The 15,464-nt window shown below is 64.9% G+C and carries 11 protein-coding genes; 2 read left to right on the forward strand and 9 right to left on the reverse strand.

Features of this window, described 5'->3' with window-relative positions; all coding sequences use genetic code 11:
- Positions 1-3: 3 nt before the first annotated feature.
- The 9 genes from AAGD32_05590 to AAGD32_05630 all read right to left on the reverse strand — a co-directional run bounded on the left by AAGD32_05590 (position 4) and on the right by AAGD32_05630 (position 14,032).
- A complete protein-coding gene (locus AAGD32_05590) occupies positions 4-1,125 on the reverse strand; it encodes an NPCBM/NEW2 domain-containing protein (protein ID MEM8873715.1) in 1,122 nt (373 codons plus the stop codon).
- Entirely contained in the window at positions 1,125-2,204 is a 1,080-nt protein-coding gene (locus AAGD32_05595) for a prenyltransferase/squalene oxidase repeat-containing protein (protein MEM8873716.1), read from the reverse strand. The genes AAGD32_05590 and AAGD32_05595 overlap by 1 nt, the downstream gene beginning before the upstream one ends.
- Positions 2,204-6,403 carry a hypothetical protein gene (locus AAGD32_05600; protein ID MEM8873717.1) on the reverse strand — a complete coding sequence of 1,400 codons (4,200 nt, stop codon included), beginning with the start codon at positions 6,401-6,403 and terminating at the stop codon, positions 2,204-2,206. Before AAGD32_05600 ends, AAGD32_05595 begins: the two co-directional genes overlap by 1 nt.
- A gap of 180 nt (positions 6,404-6,583) precedes the next feature.
- A complete protein-coding gene (locus tag AAGD32_05605) occupies positions 6,584-8,935 on the reverse strand; it encodes a hypothetical protein (GenBank protein ID MEM8873718.1) in 2,352 nt (783 codons plus the stop codon).
- A 12-nt stretch (positions 8,936-8,947) separates the two neighbouring features.
- The gene (locus AAGD32_05610; GenBank protein ID MEM8873719.1) at positions 8,948-11,101 is read right to left on the reverse strand and encodes a BatA domain-containing protein; all 2,154 of its coding nucleotides are present in this window, start codon (positions 11,099-11,101) and stop codon (positions 8,948-8,950) included.
- Entirely contained in the window at positions 11,101-11,511 is a 411-nt protein-coding gene (locus AAGD32_05615; GenBank protein MEM8873720.1) for a hypothetical protein, read from the reverse strand. The genes AAGD32_05610 and AAGD32_05615 overlap by 1 nt, the downstream gene beginning before the upstream one ends.
- Positions 11,508-12,437, reverse strand: a complete 930-nt coding sequence (locus AAGD32_05620; protein MEM8873721.1) for a DUF58 domain-containing protein — start codon at positions 12,435-12,437, stop codon at positions 11,508-11,510. Before AAGD32_05620 ends, AAGD32_05615 begins: the two co-directional genes overlap by 4 nt.
- The gene (locus AAGD32_05625) at positions 12,434-12,934 is read right to left on the reverse strand and encodes a hypothetical protein (protein MEM8873722.1); all 501 of its coding nucleotides are present in this window, start codon (positions 12,932-12,934) and stop codon (positions 12,434-12,436) included. Before AAGD32_05625 ends, AAGD32_05620 begins: the two co-directional genes overlap by 4 nt.
- A gap of 3 nt (positions 12,935-12,937) precedes the next feature.
- Entirely contained in the window at positions 12,938-14,032 is a 1,095-nt protein-coding gene (locus tag AAGD32_05630; GenBank protein ID MEM8873723.1) for a MoxR family ATPase, read from the reverse strand.
- A 117-nt stretch (positions 14,033-14,149) separates the two neighbouring features.
- Here AAGD32_05630 and mutM point away from each other — a divergent pair, with 117 nt between their 5' ends.
- Both mutM and AAGD32_05640 read left to right on the forward strand, forming a co-directional pair.
- Entirely contained in the window at positions 14,150-14,956 is an 807-nt protein-coding gene (gene mutM / locus AAGD32_05635; protein ID MEM8873724.1) for a bifunctional DNA-formamidopyrimidine glycosylase/DNA-(apurinic or apyrimidinic site) lyase, read from the forward strand.
- Between the two features lie 58 nt (positions 14,957-15,014).
- Positions 15,015-15,464: quinone-dependent dihydroorotate dehydrogenase (locus AAGD32_05640; protein MEM8873725.1), on the forward strand; the 450-nt coding region annotated here is incomplete at its 3' end.

A 15,464-nucleotide genomic window follows, 5' to 3' on the forward strand; every position in this document is an offset into this window, starting at 1 on the left:
CGCTCAGCGTTTCAGAAAGGTTGGCTCGAGCCAGAGCAGCTCGTCCTGCACGTCGAAGTTCTCACCGTAATCAACCTCGAGCGTCAGTGACGAACCGCCCGCGATGTCGAGATCGAGGCGGACCGCAACGGCGGACGTGACGTTCCGTGCTTCGTGGATCGACACGCCGTCGAGCAACACACGCACCGAGACGTCACCGAGCGGGCGATGGCCGGGGGCAAGTTCGTAGCCGAACCGCAGATGGGTGAACCCTTCAGGAATGTCGAAAGTCAACGTGCTTCGGGGCCGAACACGCAGGTTGCGTTCTTCGACGAGATAAGGAACCGTCGTACCGGCATCGGACGCGGCGAGGTACGGCGTCATCGTCGCGTCGGTCGGCGTGAGATCGCTGACGAAACGCACCGGGCCCCCGACTTGCTCGATCTGATCGAGCCAGCTTTTCGAAATCGGTGCGAACGGCTCCGCCGGCGACCCCTCGGGGCGGCGGATCGTCAACCGCAAAGCGCCGCGCTCGATCGTCACCGCCGAGACCGGATAGGCCCAACCGCCGCCGAGGTGAACGAGGTAGCGTCCCACATCCGGAGTTGGCCCGAGCGGCGCGAGTTGCAGCCGGGTCACCGTGGCGAGTTCGACGGCGATGGTTTGACCGTCGTCGGTTTGGATCGTGGCTTGGTCGGCGTCGAGTTCGAGCACGACGCCACGGAGCACATCATCGTTGGCCAGCCGGAGCACGTCGGTCGCACTGGGCATGCTCGGCAGTGACTGTCCGTACGGCACCATGCCCGCGATGGCCGAAAGATCGACCGCGATCTCGCCGACGTTCGCGTCATCGAAGTGCAGCGTTTCGCCGACGGTCTCGATCGGTCGGCCGACCAGCCTGCCGCCGCCACGCAGGTGCAACGCGAACGTCCCACGCCGGGCATCGAGAGCGGGCGAGGTCCGATCGACACGCACGATCTGATCCCACGGGATGACGGTTGCCGTGTCGATGCTGACGCCGGCTTCGGGGTCGATCTTCAGAATCTCGGCGTCGATGGAACTGCCGTCGGTCTGAACCACACGCAACTGCGCGAACACGGTAACGGGCAGCGACAATGCGAGCGCGATGGCAAGGGCAACACGCATCAGCTTCCCGGCCCTTTCCCGCTGAACACCGGCAAGTAACGGTTGGGCATTTGCAGGATGATCAACGCCATCGACGTGGCGTACTCGTCGTTGACCTCGCCGGACCACGCGCCGCTGGTGGCGTTCTGGTTGGCGAGGAGTTCTTCGCGGATGGCCGGGAACCACTGCGCCCACCACTCGCCGCCGGCGAGGAAGGCGGCCTGGGCGGCGTAGTAGTGGCCGTAGTAGTAGTGTGCCTGACGACCGCCCCGGCCCTGGCCGGGGATGTTGCGGAGCAAGTACGCCAACGCCCGCTCGACCTCCGGGCCTTCGCTGATGCCCGCGTAGTACAGACTCGCGAGCCCGGCAGCGCTGCGGGGAAACGCGCTGCTGCCGTGCGCACGCCCGGCGGCGAGCATGTACGAAAAGCCGCCGTCGGCAGTCTGGCATTTTTTGACGTACTCGACCGCGCGGTCGATCACTTCGGCGTCGACGTTGATCCCTGCATCACGCGCCGCACGCAACGCCATGATCTGGCAAATCGTGACGGAAACGTCCGCGTCGACCGGGGCCGGTTGGTAGCGCCAGCCGCCTTCGTGGTTCTGGGACTTCTCGATGAGCTTGACGGCGTCCTTGAGCACCTCCTTGATCCGCGGGTCGCCGGTCATGCCGTAAACCTCGCCAAGGAAAAGCGCGGCAAAGCCATGGGAGTACATCACGCCGTGAGCATTCTCGGCGCTAAGCAGACCGGACGGCTGGGCGGTGTCGAGGATGTAATCAACGGCGCGGGCGACGTTGTCGCCGTAAATGCCCCGACCCGGCAGGTTGCCGGCGGACATGAACGCCAACGCGGCCAGCGAAGTAATAGCGCTCGATGCGCCGACACCACCACGCGCACCGAACGAACCGTTGTCGTTCTGCCGGGTGGACAGGTAGGCCAATCCACGCTCGATCGCACGGCGCGCTTCGGGCGTGATCTCTTCACCGGTGATGGGGTCGAATCGTTCCTGGCCGTTGCCGGGCAACGGGGCTTCCTGAGCCAGCGCGGGAGATGTCAGTAACGCCGCGGCCAGCAACGGTGAGATCGGGAGGTTCCGCATTATTCGCCCTGCGCTTTCTCGTTGAGGCCTCTGTAATAGTCACGAACCAACTGTTCGTAGGCCGGCAGTGTTTGGTCGTCGGTGCCTTCGATAACGGCTTGGCGCTGGCGTTCGGTGAGTTGGCCCCACTCGTTGACGGCGCCGGCGATGTCGCCGCCGGTAACGGCTTCGCCGACGTCCATCTCACGCGTGCCGTCAGTGCTGTCCTCGGCGTTGCCCTGGGCGGCGGCGTTTTGCTGGGCGTTGGCTTGTCCGCCTTGCGGCTGCCCTTGATTGGGCTGGGCCGCTTGCTGCTCGCCGCCTCCGCCGCCCTGCTGTTGTTGCTGTTGCGACTGCTGCTCGCGAGCTTGTGCGATCAGGTCGTCGAAGTCGAGCTGGATACGACGCTGGATGATCTGCGTCGTCTTACCCGGGTCGTGGTTGATCGCGAGGCGTTGGCGGCTGCGGGCCATCCGGTCGCCGATGCGATTGACCTGTTTTTCCTGGGCGTTTTGGCCTTCGTTACCGCCGAGCAACTCGGCCATGAGCTCGTCGTCCTCGACCTCCTGCTCGGTGACTTCCTCGGGCAGTTGGTCGCGATTGTCCGGTTCGGGACCGAGTTGCATCTCGCCACGGGAGGCTTTCCGCAAGAGCTCGTCGAGCAGGTTACGCATCTCGCCCTGACGTGCCCCGAGGCGTTCGAGTTCGCCTTCATTACGGGGCTCGATCGCGGCCTGTTCGATCGTCGCGTCGTTGACCGTTTGCTGAATCGACTGCAAAAGCTTCAGCTCGGTCACGGTTGGGAAGGACGGCTGATCGCCACCGCCGCCGCCTCCACCACCACCGCCCTGCTGGCGTTGCTCGAACTCCTGTTCCCGTGGCTCCTGCTTGAGGTTCTCGATCATCGCGTCCAACTGCGCGATCACCGTCGCCTGCTGGGCCTGCGTGCCGGCGGCGGTGTCGGAGTCGGCGAGCTTTTGCTTGACGGCGTTCATGCCGTCACGGACCTGGTTGGCGGTCCAGACGTAGACGACACCACCGAGGCCGGCGAGGTCGCTGCTGATGCCGTTCATCGAATCGGCAAGCTTGCCCTGACCGGCGGGCATCCGCGTCAACTCCAAGCGGTCGGCGCGGTTGAGTTCACCGGCGACACGCTTGGCCTCCAGCTCGGCGGTCCGCTCGTTGATCGCGATCTGATCGGTGCGCGTTTGGATCAATCGCTGTCGGATCGCGTCGCGTTGCTGTTGGGCGACCTGTTCGTCGACCTCGTTCTTCTGTTCGTCGAGCAGCGTCTTGGCTTCACGAAGCGAGGCGAGGGCTTCGTCCATCGACGGGTAGGCGCCGGGCAGGTCGCGGTCGCGGAGCATGATGATCGCACGCTCCATGCGGCCGGCGGCACGGGTCAGCTTGGCCGCGACTTCGCCGCCGTTGCGTTGCTCCTCGGCGTCCTTGGAGATCGACCGCGTGTTGCGTTCGGTCTGCTGCTGCGACTGGGAGAGGATGTTGGCGTCGAGGCGATCGGGCGGGACGGGATTGCCCTCGGCGTCGAGGCGTTCGGCGGTCGCGAGCAGTTCGGCGACGACCTCTGCCGCGACGGCTTCGAGCCCCTCGGCACCACGCAGGGCGAGGTTGTCGACGTTGTGCCCGGCCTGCCGACGGATGAGCGTCGCGACCTGTTCCTGCAACTCGGCGAGCTTGCGCTGCATGCGGGCGAGTTGCTGCTTCTCGGCCTCCTTGAGATCCCTGAGGATCATCTCCATGCCGAGCTCAACCTGCTGCTGGTTCTGCTGGGCCTGTTGGCCGGCGTTCTGCTCGGTTTGCTCGGCGGCTTCCTGCTGCTGCTGGGTGACGTTGCGGCGTTGAGCGGTCTGGGCGGCCTGCTGCATCGCCTCGGACGCCTCGGGGTCCGACTGCTTCATCTGCTCGGCCATCTTCTCCATCTGCTCGATGGCCTTCTGCGTCTGCTCGGCGACCTCGCGTTGCTGCTCCGCGGCGGCGTCGAGTTTTTCCTGCGTGTCTTCCCCGACATCGGCGCGGTCCTTGCCGCGCTCCTGGTTGACGGCTTCGCGCGTGGCCTGGGCGGCTTCGCGTTGCTTATCGAGGAGGTTTTCAAGTTGTTCGATCGCGCCGCGCAGCGAGCCGATGTTTTCCATCTGCTGGATCGCGTCTTCCAGTTGAGCGACGGCCTGCTGTTGGGCTTGGCCGGCGTCTTCGAGGGCTTGTTCGCGGCGTGGCTGGGCGGCCTTCTCGGAGGCGGCCGTGGAGAGTTCACCGGTCGCCTCCTTCATCGGCTCTTCCGCCGCACGCTCGAGCTTCTCGGCAACGGTCTCGGTCAGATCCGTAAGATCCTCGTCTTCCGACGCGTTCTCTTCAAGGCGGTCTTGCAGTTCCTGCACCTGCTGGGCCAGTCGCTTGGCGGCACCGGCGGCGGCGCTTTGGTCGCGCACCAGGCGTTTGGCCGTTGCCTGGTCCGCTTCGTCGAGCTCCTGCTTGTCGCGCGTGTCCTGGGCGAGGTCGCTGGTCTCCTGCCGGGTGCGTTCCTGTCGGCCGCGCACGGCGGAGACCTGATCGCGGATTTGACGCAGGTCGTCGATGATCTCGTTGGAGAGGTCTTCTTGCGAAATGATCGTGATGCGGAGCTTACCGGAGAGCGCGGGTGCGTGGCGGGAGCCGGCGCGTTCGTAGTTGTCCTGGGCGGCGAGTTGGTACTCGAGCACGTCGCCGGGTTCGAGGTCGGCCCCGTCGAGATCGGCAGGCTTCCAGTCGTGGACGAGGCGGAAGCGCACGCCGGTGTCGCCGCGCTGGGAGCGGGTCCAACCGACGCCGTCGACCGGCTCGGCCTCCGCGACCAGCGGCACCACCCAGTCCACCGGTTCCTCGTCGGGGCCGCCCAGCTTGCGAACACGCAGCTCGACACCGTCGAAGCCATAGTCGTCCTCGGCAGCAGCGATCAACGGCACCGTCGTGTCGGCGGTGCGGCGCTCGTTGCGGCGGGGCTGCTCGATCACGATCGTCGGCGACTGGTCGGGGCGAACCAACAGCCCATACTCGCCGACGGCGCTGTTCTTGAACCCGTCGGCATCGGTCGCGTTCACCCGGAAGCGCAGCGAATCCTCGGCGACGAAGCTAGCCGTCGCGGTGTTGCCGTCGAGCACCCAGGGCAACTCGGGCAGCTGCGTCTCGCCCAGCGGCACGAGGTCGATCATGTCGCCGAGCTGTTTGTTGAAGGCAACGCGGAGCGTGACCGACGACCCCTGGCCGACGACGGCGGTGCCGCGGGCGAGGTCGAAGGTCTTCTCATCACGGCTCGGCACATACGCCGGCGGCGTCGCGACGGCCGACACCGACTCGACCCGCAGGCGCGGCACGATTTGCACCGGCGCGAGCGTCGCCTCGGCATCGCCGGCCTCGACGCGGATGTTCAGCGGGGCCGCGGTGTCGCCGTTGACCAAGCGGGTGTCGAGGGTTGCGGCGTAGCGGTTGCCATCAATGCGTTCGAGGAAGACCTCGCGTTCCTGGCCATCGCCGGTGCGGTACTTGGCGATCGGGCGTAGGTCTTCGCGGTCGCCCTTGTCGACGGTGATTTCGACCATGACCCGTTGGCCGGCGGGGACTTTCTCGGGCAGCGTGGCGGGCAGACCGATGACCTGCTGGGTCGGCCAGTCGGCGGCGTCGAAGGGCGTGAACAGGCGCGACGCGATGATGCCGCGATAGGTTTGGCCGATGAGGACGGCCCCGAGCACCAGCACCAGCAACGCCGCGACGCCGCCCGTGAAGGTGAAGAGTGCGGGCTTGGGTTGGATGACCTGGGAGAAGTTGACGTGGGCCGCGATGTCGCCGGCCTGGGTCATGACTTTGCTACGCATCCGCTCGGAGCCGACCTTGTCCTGGGTCGTCGCGAAGTTCACGGCAGAACGCAGGCGATCGTCGAACTCGGGGAAGACCGTCTCGACCCGCCCGGCCATGTCCGAAAGCGTCACCCGCTCCGACGCCGGCTTGACGATGAAGCGGTAGCCGACGTAACCGAGCAACACGAACGAGCCGAGCAGCAGCACCATCCGCGGGATCGCCGCCAGGTCGAGGAAGTAGTCGGCGGCGACGACGAACAGCGACGCCCCGGCAAACGCCGCCAACAGCAACCCGAGCCCGTAGACCAGGCTCAGCGCCTTGGCCTTCTGCCGCAGCGATTCCAGGACGTCGATGAGTTGCTGGACGGGCATGGGGGCTCCTTGATACCAAAATACAGACGGGCAAACCCGCGAAATGTTACGTCGAAGTTGTCATTCCGAGCGCAGCCGAGGGATCTAGCACCGGACACCGACCGCTCGAATCAGCCGCCGGGCGTCCGGTGCTAGATCCCTCGGCTGCGCTCGGGATGACGGAGGTTGAGTCTTCATCGTTCACAACATCCCCGCCATCTTTCGGCCGACCCACTCGGCGGTGATCAACAACACGAACAACACCAACGCGATCGGGGCGTCCCACAACGCCTGTTCCATGCGGATCGGCACCGACCGGGCGGCGCTGGTCAGCAACTGCGGCAGTCGATCCAGCGCGTCGGCCAGCGGCACGACTTCGCCGCCGGTCTCGCTGGCGAGTGCGGTCGACGCTTCGACATCGACCTGCGGCCGGGCGAGCTCCAACGTCGGGGCTTCCACCTGGATCGACACGCCGGCCCCGGCGGCTTGCGGCAGATCGTTCAGTTCCGCGGCGTAGGTTCCGATGCCGTCGGCGGTGAAGGTCGCGACGAACGTGTCGGGGCGGTTCTCCTGTTGGCGGAGCGTGAGTTGTCGGACGGCCACGCCGTCGCTGTCCTTGACGTTCACCCCGATGCTGTCGCCGAGTTGCGAAAGCAGGCCGCCGTCGAGGGCGCGGAAGCTCACGGTGACCTGCTCGCCCAGCGCGTAGGCCGGCCGGTCGGCGTCGAAGGTGTAACGGCGTTGGCCGAGCTTTCGGCCGCGGGCGAGGTAGCGGAGGTTCTGCACCCAGTACGTGTTGAAGACGGCCTCGCCGGTGTAGTACCGCCAACGCCAAGAGTCGTCGATTGCGGCGAAAAGCGTCCGACCACTGCCGTAGCGCCCGCCGATGAGCAGCGGTGCCGGCTGGCCCGAGGGGGCTTGGGCGGTCGGGTGCTGGGCGAGGACCTGCGCGACGCCGGGCTTGGCCTCGATGCCGCGAACGTACCAGAGCGACTCGGGCAGGTCGTTCTCGAGGTAGCGTTGATTCTGCTCGCGGTCGGCGAAGAAGCGGAACATGCCGAGCTGTTCACCGGCGGCGGTGAGGACCGGGCGGTAGCCCTCGGTGATCGTCGTGCCCTGGGCGAAGGCGAAGCTGGCGACCTCGGTCACGTCGACCGGCAGCACTTGTTCGATCGGCGTGCCGATGTACTCCTGCGGCGAGTACCTCGGCCCGGCGAGCATGCCGAACCCGCCGCCCTTCTCCGCGACGTACTCACGGATGAGTTGAAGCTGGAAGTCACTGAACTGGATCGGGTCGACGTCGCCCAGGAGGATCACGTCGTACTCGAGCATCTCGTCCATGCTCTCGGGAAAACGGCGGACCGGATTGTTGCCGCCCTGCGGGAAGCCGGGGTCGGCGCTGTAGAGCAGCACCGAAAGCTCGACGGTCTTGTCGCGGGTCAATTCCTGTTTGAGGTAGCGAAACTCCCAACGCGGATAGCCATCGACGTAGAGCACGGCGATCGACGCGTCGAGCACCTCGATCCGCAGCGGCCGGCGGTTGTCGTCCTCGGTCAGTTCGCCGACGAGCGGGACGGCTTCGACGAGAAGGTCGAGCGTGCCGACCTGGTCGGTCTTGATCTGCAAATCGGTTTCGAGCGGCTCGCCGGGTTCAGGGTTGAGCGTGGTCCGGGCCGGGCGTCCGTCGGGGCCGGCCTGGACGACGCCCGTGGCACGATCGACGAGTTGGAGCGTGACCGGCTCGCCGGCGGGAAGATTGTCGGCACGCAGGTCGACGGCGATGTTGACGATGTCGCCGGCGAAGGCGGTTTCCTGGGCGCTGACCGACACGACATCAAGGTTGGCCGGCGGCGTCGGGGAGCCGACGGGGACAGGGAGGATCTGCACCCCCGCGTCGCGAAGCTGATCGAGCAGCGCCGTGTCCGCTGCCCGGGGCGTGTCCTGGAAATCGCTGAGCACCACGACGCCGGCAAGGTTCCGCCCCGCAAGCTCCCGCTCCACCGCACGCACCGACGGCGTCACCTGCGTCGCCCCGCCGGTCGGCTCCAGGGTCGCGAGTTGGTCGGTGTCGGTGTTCACCGCCGAGTCGTCGAAGCGGAACAACTCGACCTGATGGGTCTCGGCCAGCGTCGGCAGCAATTGCTCGATCAGCTGGTTGGCCGCGGCGAAGCGGGTCGGTCGGGCCGGGTCGGTCGATTCGCCCACGTCCCGCACCGACATGCTCGACGAGTCGTCGACCATCACCGCCACCACGCTCGGCTCCTCGCGCGTCTGCGTCAGGGTCAAGACCGGACGATTGAGCAGCGTGATCAACAGCAGGAGCAACGACAGACGCAACCCGCCGAGGATCAGCTTGGTCGATCGCTTGCGTCCTTCGCGTCGGTAGATCCACACTACCAACGCAACCGCGGCAACAACGAGCACCGCGTTGATCAACCCATGACCGACCGTCGACCCGCCCGGCCAAGCCGGGTTGAAGTCGAACGACAAGTCCCCCTCACGACCGAGGAAGCCGCCATCGAGTCCGAGGAGAATTTCGAGCAGTCGTTGCATCCGTGTGCGACCTTATCCCTTGCTATGTCCAAACTTCAGGGCCATCCAGGTTTCGGCGGCGACCAGGCCGAGCACGCTCAGTAGCAACGGCCAGCCGAAGTCGTTGTTCGTCGTTTCCAAACCAACCTCGCTATCGACGTCGGCGAAAGTCAGTTCGATCCCGCCCAGCGCGTCACGCAACGCCGCCTCGTCGAGCCGGCGGATGTCGCTTTCCTGAGCCGGCATGTTCGCGGCGATCGGATAGGTCGCGGTGCCGACGTCCAACGTCAGCATGCCGGGCCGTTCGATCGGTTCGCTACGCCAGACACCGTCGTCACCGCGATCGAGCAATGACGAATCGCCGTCGGCCGTTCGTAGCATGGGCGTTTCCGTCACCCGCACCGCCGCCGGGAGAACCAACGGCTCCCCCACCTCGACGTTAAGCCAACGATCCCCGCCGCCGGCCGACTTGGACAGCAACTCATGGATGAGACTGACGAACACCGGCTTGGAAATCAGCGTGTTCCACTCGCCATCGGCGTAGGCGGTTGACGTGGCAAGCGTCACGACCCGGCCGCTGCCGACGCGATGGGTGAGGATCAGCGGATCGGCAGCGCGATCGGCTTCGGGCTGCAATGACAGCACGGTCTCGGCAGTGTCGACGCTTGGCGTGATGCGGAAGTACTGCGAGACGGTCGCCGTATCGAGACCGCTGCGGCTCACACGTGAAAATGCCGCGAGGAACGGATGAAGCACGTCGTTAGGATCGAAGTCCACGCGACGCCCCACACCGTCCACGCGGACGAGTTGGACGAGCCCGCCGGGCAACAGACCACGACCGCCGAGGGTTTGGTTGTAATCGTCGATGTCGACCTGACCGCCGAGGAACACGAACAATGTGCCGCCGGTCTCGACGTACTTTCGAAGTGCGTCGGCTGCGGCATCGGAGATATTGCCGACATCGGCGAGGTACACGGCCCGGTAGCTACCGAGCACCTGGGCTTCGAGTTCGAGATCGCTGATGAGTTCGGTGCGAACGTAACTGCGGGTGTCGGTGCCGGGGGCGGCATCATCGAACGGCGGCGCGAGCGCCGTATCGAGCACCGCCCCGCTACCCGAGAGTGCGTCGATGCCACGTCGGCCTTCGACGATCAACACTGGCAACGCCGCCGCGACATCGATCACCCCACGCCGAACATCGTCGGCCGGCAACGGATCGCCGCCGGTCACCAGCACCTCCAGCACGTGCCGCCCGCCGTCGGCGAGGTTGGGCGAAACCAGCACCGACTCGCCGGTCGGCGTCGGTGAAATCACATTGGTCGTGAGCGGCAACGACTGGCCATCGAGCCGGGCGACGACATCTGCGGTGCCGACGTTACCGAAGCCGCGTAGCTCGGCGTCGAGGGTGTTGTTGAAGCCGCTACGGATCAGGCCGGCGGACGTGCCCAGATCGGCGACGGCGGTGTTCGTCGGCGCGACATCGGCCACGTCGTGATGCACGATGTCGGTGAACGTCTCGGCCAACGCCGGGGCCAGCTCTGGAAGGCGATTGTCCGACCACGCCCCCTCCGCCGCATCGGTCACCAAATGGAGCACCCGCGTCGGCTCATCCGATGCGAACGTGCCGAGTTCCATGGCCGCGGAGAACGCTCCGTTCAAATCGGTCCCGGCAAAGCTCACTTCCGCATCGGCCATGGCGTCGAGCGCGGCGGTCAGATCGAACGTCGGCTCACCGAAGAGCAACCGCGCCGAACCGCCGGTCGTCACGACGGCAACCCGTTCGCCGCCGGTGTCGAGCCGATCGATGATGCGGCGAACGACGTCCTTGGCCCGCTCGAAGTTGGTCGTTCCGTCGGTTCGTTGGTAACGCATCGAGCCGGAGGTGTCGAGCACGATCACGTGCAACCCCGACGGCCGACCGGCGAGCTGGGCGAGTGTTCCGTCGCCACACCCCATCGGTCGGGCGAGTGCCATTCCGATCAACGCCACGATCGCGCAACGGGTGAGCAACAGCAGCCACGACTCGAACCGCAGCCGCTTGCGATTCTTCTTCATGGCCTTGAGCAGAAACTCCATCGCCGCCCACTTCACCCGCTTGAACCGTCGGCGGTTGAGAATGTGAATGATCACCGGAATCGCGACCAGCGCGACACCGAGGATGGCGAAGATGGGGTTGAGAAAACTCATCAATATCCCGTAGTGATCTTCACGATTTCAGGGCCGCCGGGCATGCGGTGGACCTCGGCTACATAATCCCAGCCGATCTCATCTTCCGACGTTGTTCCGATGCGAAACCAAACCTTGGTACAGAACTCGTCGGGGACATCGGGACCGACGATCACGAGGTCACGCTTGTCCGGCCCCCGTTGAGTGACTCGGGCGGTGAACTCGGTGGTCGCGTCCAGTCCGAGGTGGCTCAGCATCGCACCACCAACAGCTTCGATGAATGCTTCCCGAGTTTGATAAGCCGGGTCAACAGGTATCTGTGCCACACCGAGCCGTTGCCCGATCGAGTACTCACCGTAAGCGACCACCGCAGCAGTACCACCAAGGAACACCACGGCAACCATCGCCAATCCCACGACGACCTTCTTCATGTCGTTACCCTCAGCCGGTCCGACCGGCGTGCAAGGAAGGTGCTGATCGCAACGTCCAACGGCTCGCCACTATCGAAGCGCTCAAAGTCGATGCCCATGCGGCGGCAACGGTGGGCGAGTTCGTCGGTGTGTTCCTGCATCTGCTGGAGGTACGCATCCCGCAGGGCACGCGGTTCGGCCAACAGTTCGCCGGCTTCCTCCAAACCCTCGAACATCGTCACGTCCTCGAACGGAAACTTCACCTCCTGTGGGTCCATGACTTGGAGTGCGAGCACCTCGTGGCCCTTGTGACGGAGCATGCGGAATCCTTTTTGGATCGCGTCGAGGTCGTCGAAGAAGTCGGAGAGCACGACGACGACGCTGCGGCCAGTGAGCTTACCGGTGACTTGTTCGAGTACCTTTCCGATGGCGGTCGGATTCCAACGCGGGATCGCGCCGAGTTCGGTGACGAGTTGCCGCCAGGTGCCGGGCTGGCTGCTGGGTTTGAAGTAACGGGAGACGACTTGATCGAAGATCGCCAGTCCGACACTGTCGCTCTGGCGTGTCGCCATGTAGGCCAAGGTCGCGGCGATGGCGGTGGCGTGGTCGTACTTGGTCCACTCGTCGCCGGGGGCGTCGATCGAGTCGAGACTGCCGAAGTCCATGGATTCAGACGCGTCGACGACGAGGACGAGGCGCAGTTCGGTCTCGGCTTGGAACTGCTTGATGAAGATCTTGTCGGTGCGGCCGAAGACCTTCCAGTCGACGTGCCGGGTGTCGTCCCCGGCGGTGTACTGCCGGTGCTCGGCGAACTCAACGGACGATCCCTTGTAGGGCGAACGGTGCTGGCCGATGCGCAGACCTTCCACCGTCGTCCGCGCCCGGAGTTCAAGGTTGCGAATGCGATTGAGCGTCCGCGGGTCGAGATATTTGTTGGTGGTGGTCACGCTTGATCGTCGTCTTGATGAATCACATAGCCACAGATGTCGTTCTTGAAGAAAATCATTACCTCGGATGCTCGGCGGAACACCAGACGCCCGGACTCTTCGACACGAAGTTGTCCCGGATGGCTCACGGGGATGCATCGGCCGTGATTCAACATCAAGTCGAAGGCGATGAAAGGCTCGCGCTTGAGCAATCGATGCAGGTCGAAATCGCGCCGGGACTGTTGCCGCAGAACCTCATCCAACTCCGAATTTTCACGCCTTGCATCAGGGAAATCTGCAAGTCGAACTGACACGGTCTGTTTTTCACGATTGACACTGTCCACCAAAAGTCGGTGCCGCACCCCGACAACGAAGTTGCCCTGCAAGTCGCGGCTGAGCGATAACGGAATGTTCGGAATCAGCAGCAGTGCAGTACCTCCAACAATGTCAAAATACACGCCATAGTGAGGAACTCCTTTGACCGTTCCATCGATGATCTGTCCTGGTTCGATCTCCATACCTCACGCCGCCGGTTGGTCCCTGAGCATCTTGCCCTGTTGTTTCGCGTCGCCTTCGAACTGTTGCTTGGGGACGTGGGCGATGAGCTTCTCGACGATGACGTCGCTGTCGATGCCTTCGGACTCCGCGGCGAAGTTGGTCACGATGCGGTGACGAAGGACCGGGGCGGCGACGTTGGCGATGTCGTCGGTGCTGACATGGAAGCGCCCTTTCAACAACGCTCGTGCTTTGCCGGCGAGGATCAGGTTCTGACTCGCTCGCGGACCGGCACCCCAGTCGACGAACTCCTCCACGAAGTCCGGCACGCCGCCCTCGCGGCGACGGGTCAGCCGGGTCAGACGCAGTGCGTACTGAATGACGTGGTCCGCGACCGGCACCTTGCGGACGGTGTGCTGGAGTTGGCGGACCTGTTCGCCGTTGAGGATCTGGCCGAGCTTGACCTCGCGGTCCATCGTCGTTCGGCGGACGATCTCCAACTCCTCGGCCTCGGACGGGTAGCCGACCTTGACCATGAACATGAACCGGTCGAGCTGCGCTTCGGGCAGCGGGTAGGTGCCTTCCTGTTCGATCGGGTTCTGCGTGGCCAGGACGAAGAACGGATCGGGCAGTGAGTACGTCTTACCACCGGCGGTGACGTGGCGTTCCTGCATCGCTTCGAGAAGCGCGGCCTGGGTCTTGGGTGGGGTGCGGTTGATCTCGTCGGCAAGCAAAACGTTGGCGAAGACCGGGCCGTGCACGAACTCCATCTCCCGGCCGCCGGTCGCCTGATCCGTCTTGATCACGTCGGTCCCGGTGATGTCCGACGGCATCAGGTCCGGCGTGAACTGGATTCGGCTGAACTTCAAGCCCATCGTCTGGGCCAACGTCGAAATCAACAACGTCTTGGCCAGCCCCGGCACCCCGACCAGCAACGCATGGCCCCGGCAGAACAACGCGAGCAGGAGATCATCAACGACTTCTTCCTGCCCGACGATGACCTTGCCGAGCTCGGCCTTCATCTCGCGGTAGGCCTGCTGGAGTTTCTCGACGTTCGCCAGCTCCTCGTCGGGGAGCTGCGTGTCTTGATCGGTCGATTGCATTGCGTTTTCGTCTGCCATGGCGATGGTCTCATGCTAACGGCGTCGGGTGGGATTCACACGCCCAAGATTCGACGCACCTGCCGGTAGTAAGATCGCCCGCCGATCGAAGTTGCAAGGACGCACCCACACCGCCCGATGCCCGAACTCCCTGAAGTCCAAGCCGTCGTCACTTCCTTACAACCTTCGGTGTTGCGCTCACGCATCCTCCGCGTGTCACAGGGTGTGCATGACGTGTGCACACCGCAGGGATTCGACGTGAGAATGCTGGCCGGGCGTGAGCTGTCTCACATCCAACGGCGCGGCAAGCGGATTATTCTCACATTCGACAACGACCACGCCTGTTTCGTGCACCTCGGCATGACCGGGCAGCTGCGCTTCGTCACGCCCGAGACGCCGGTGGCGAAGCACACGCATCTGCGCTTCTTGCTGGCGACGCCGACGGGCATCGGAGAGTTGCGGTTCGTCGATCCGCGACGCTTCGGCGGATTCGTTTGGCTCGGCGACGGACCGGTCGACGCCGGCCTCGGCCCAGAACCGCTCACCGTCCGACCCGCCAAGCTGCACCACGAACTTTCAAAAACGACCCGCCACATCAAAACCGCCCTGCTCGACCAACGCCTGATCGCCGGCCTCGGCAACATCTACGTCGACGAAGCCCTACATGGCGCGCGCCTCCATCCCCTGCGCCACGGCAATAGTCTCGACCTCCCCGACACCCGCCGACTCTCCGCAGCGATCAAGCGCACCCTCAACGCCGCCATCACCGCCGGCGGCTCCACCCTCCGCGACTACGTCGACGCCAACGGCGACATCGGCAATTACCAATCCCGCCACCGCGTCTACGGCCGAGAAGGCCAAAAGTGCCGCCGCTGCCGCAGCATCATCCAACGCATCGTCCTCGGCGGCCGGGGGACCCATTTTTGCCCGGCGTGCCAGCGCTAATCCGTCTCCACTGTTGTCAGAACAACTCCGGGCGTGGGCCCACCCCATACCATCGCGCATGTCGATCACGTCGCGGCTGGCTTATCACTATCTTCGTGCCCTTCCTGCCGAGGCCGCGCACAACGTCGGGACGTGGGCGATCAAGCACGAACTCATGGGCGAAGCCCTCCCGCCGTACAAGCCGGTCAAGCTTTTCGGCAAGCAACTGGCCAACGGACTCGGACTCGCCGCGGGGTTCGACAAGTCCGCCAAGTTGCTGCGACATCTCTCGTTCTACGGATTCGGTTTCATCGAGGTCGGCTCGGTCACGTTTCGCGGCGGCAAGGGCAATCCGAAGCCGCGCATGTTTCGACTCGGCGACGACCTGATGAACCGCATGGGCCTGCCCGGCGATTCGGCCGAAGTCGTTGCCCAACGCCTCGCGGACGCGCCACTCGACGACAACTTCGGCGTGAACATCGCCAAGACCCACGATCCCGATTGCGTCGGCGACGCGGCCATCGACGAC

The organism is Planctomycetota bacterium (assembly GCA_039182125.1).
In the GTDB taxonomy this organism is placed as follows: domain Bacteria; phylum Planctomycetota; class Phycisphaerae; order Tepidisphaerales; family Tepidisphaeraceae; genus JBCDCH01.

Bases quoted from the DNA above. Each gene is read 5' to 3' on its own strand.
- AAGD32_05625 (MEM8873722.1), bottom strand. From the start codon at position 12,934: ATGGAGATCGAACCAGGACAGATCATCGATGGAACGGTCAAAGGAGTT.
- AAGD32_05630 (MEM8873723.1), bottom strand. From the start codon at position 14,032: ATGGCAGACGAAAACGCAATGCAATCGACCGATCAAGACACGCAGCTC.
- AAGD32_05600 (MEM8873717.1), bottom strand. From the start codon at position 6,403: ATGCCCGTCCAGCAACTCATCGACGTCCTGGAATCGCTGCGGCAGAAG.
- mutM (MEM8873724.1), top strand. From the start codon at position 14,150: ATGCCCGAACTCCCTGAAGTCCAAGCCGTCGTCACTTCCTTACAACCT.
- AAGD32_05595 (MEM8873716.1), bottom strand. From the start codon at position 2,204: ATGCGGAACCTCCCGATCTCACCGTTGCTGGCCGCGGCGTTACTGACA.
- AAGD32_05610 (MEM8873719.1), bottom strand. From the start codon at position 11,101: ATGAGTTTTCTCAACCCCATCTTCGCCATCCTCGGTGTCGCGCTGGTC.
- AAGD32_05615 (MEM8873720.1), bottom strand. From the start codon at position 11,511: ATGAAGAAGGTCGTCGTGGGATTGGCGATGGTTGCCGTGGTGTTCCTT.
- AAGD32_05605 (MEM8873718.1), bottom strand. From the start codon at position 8,935: ATGCAACGACTGCTCGAAATTCTCCTCGGACTCGATGGCGGCTTCCTC.
- AAGD32_05590 (MEM8873715.1), bottom strand. From the start codon at position 1,125: ATGCGTGTTGCCCTTGCCATCGCGCTCGCATTGTCGCTGCCCGTTACC.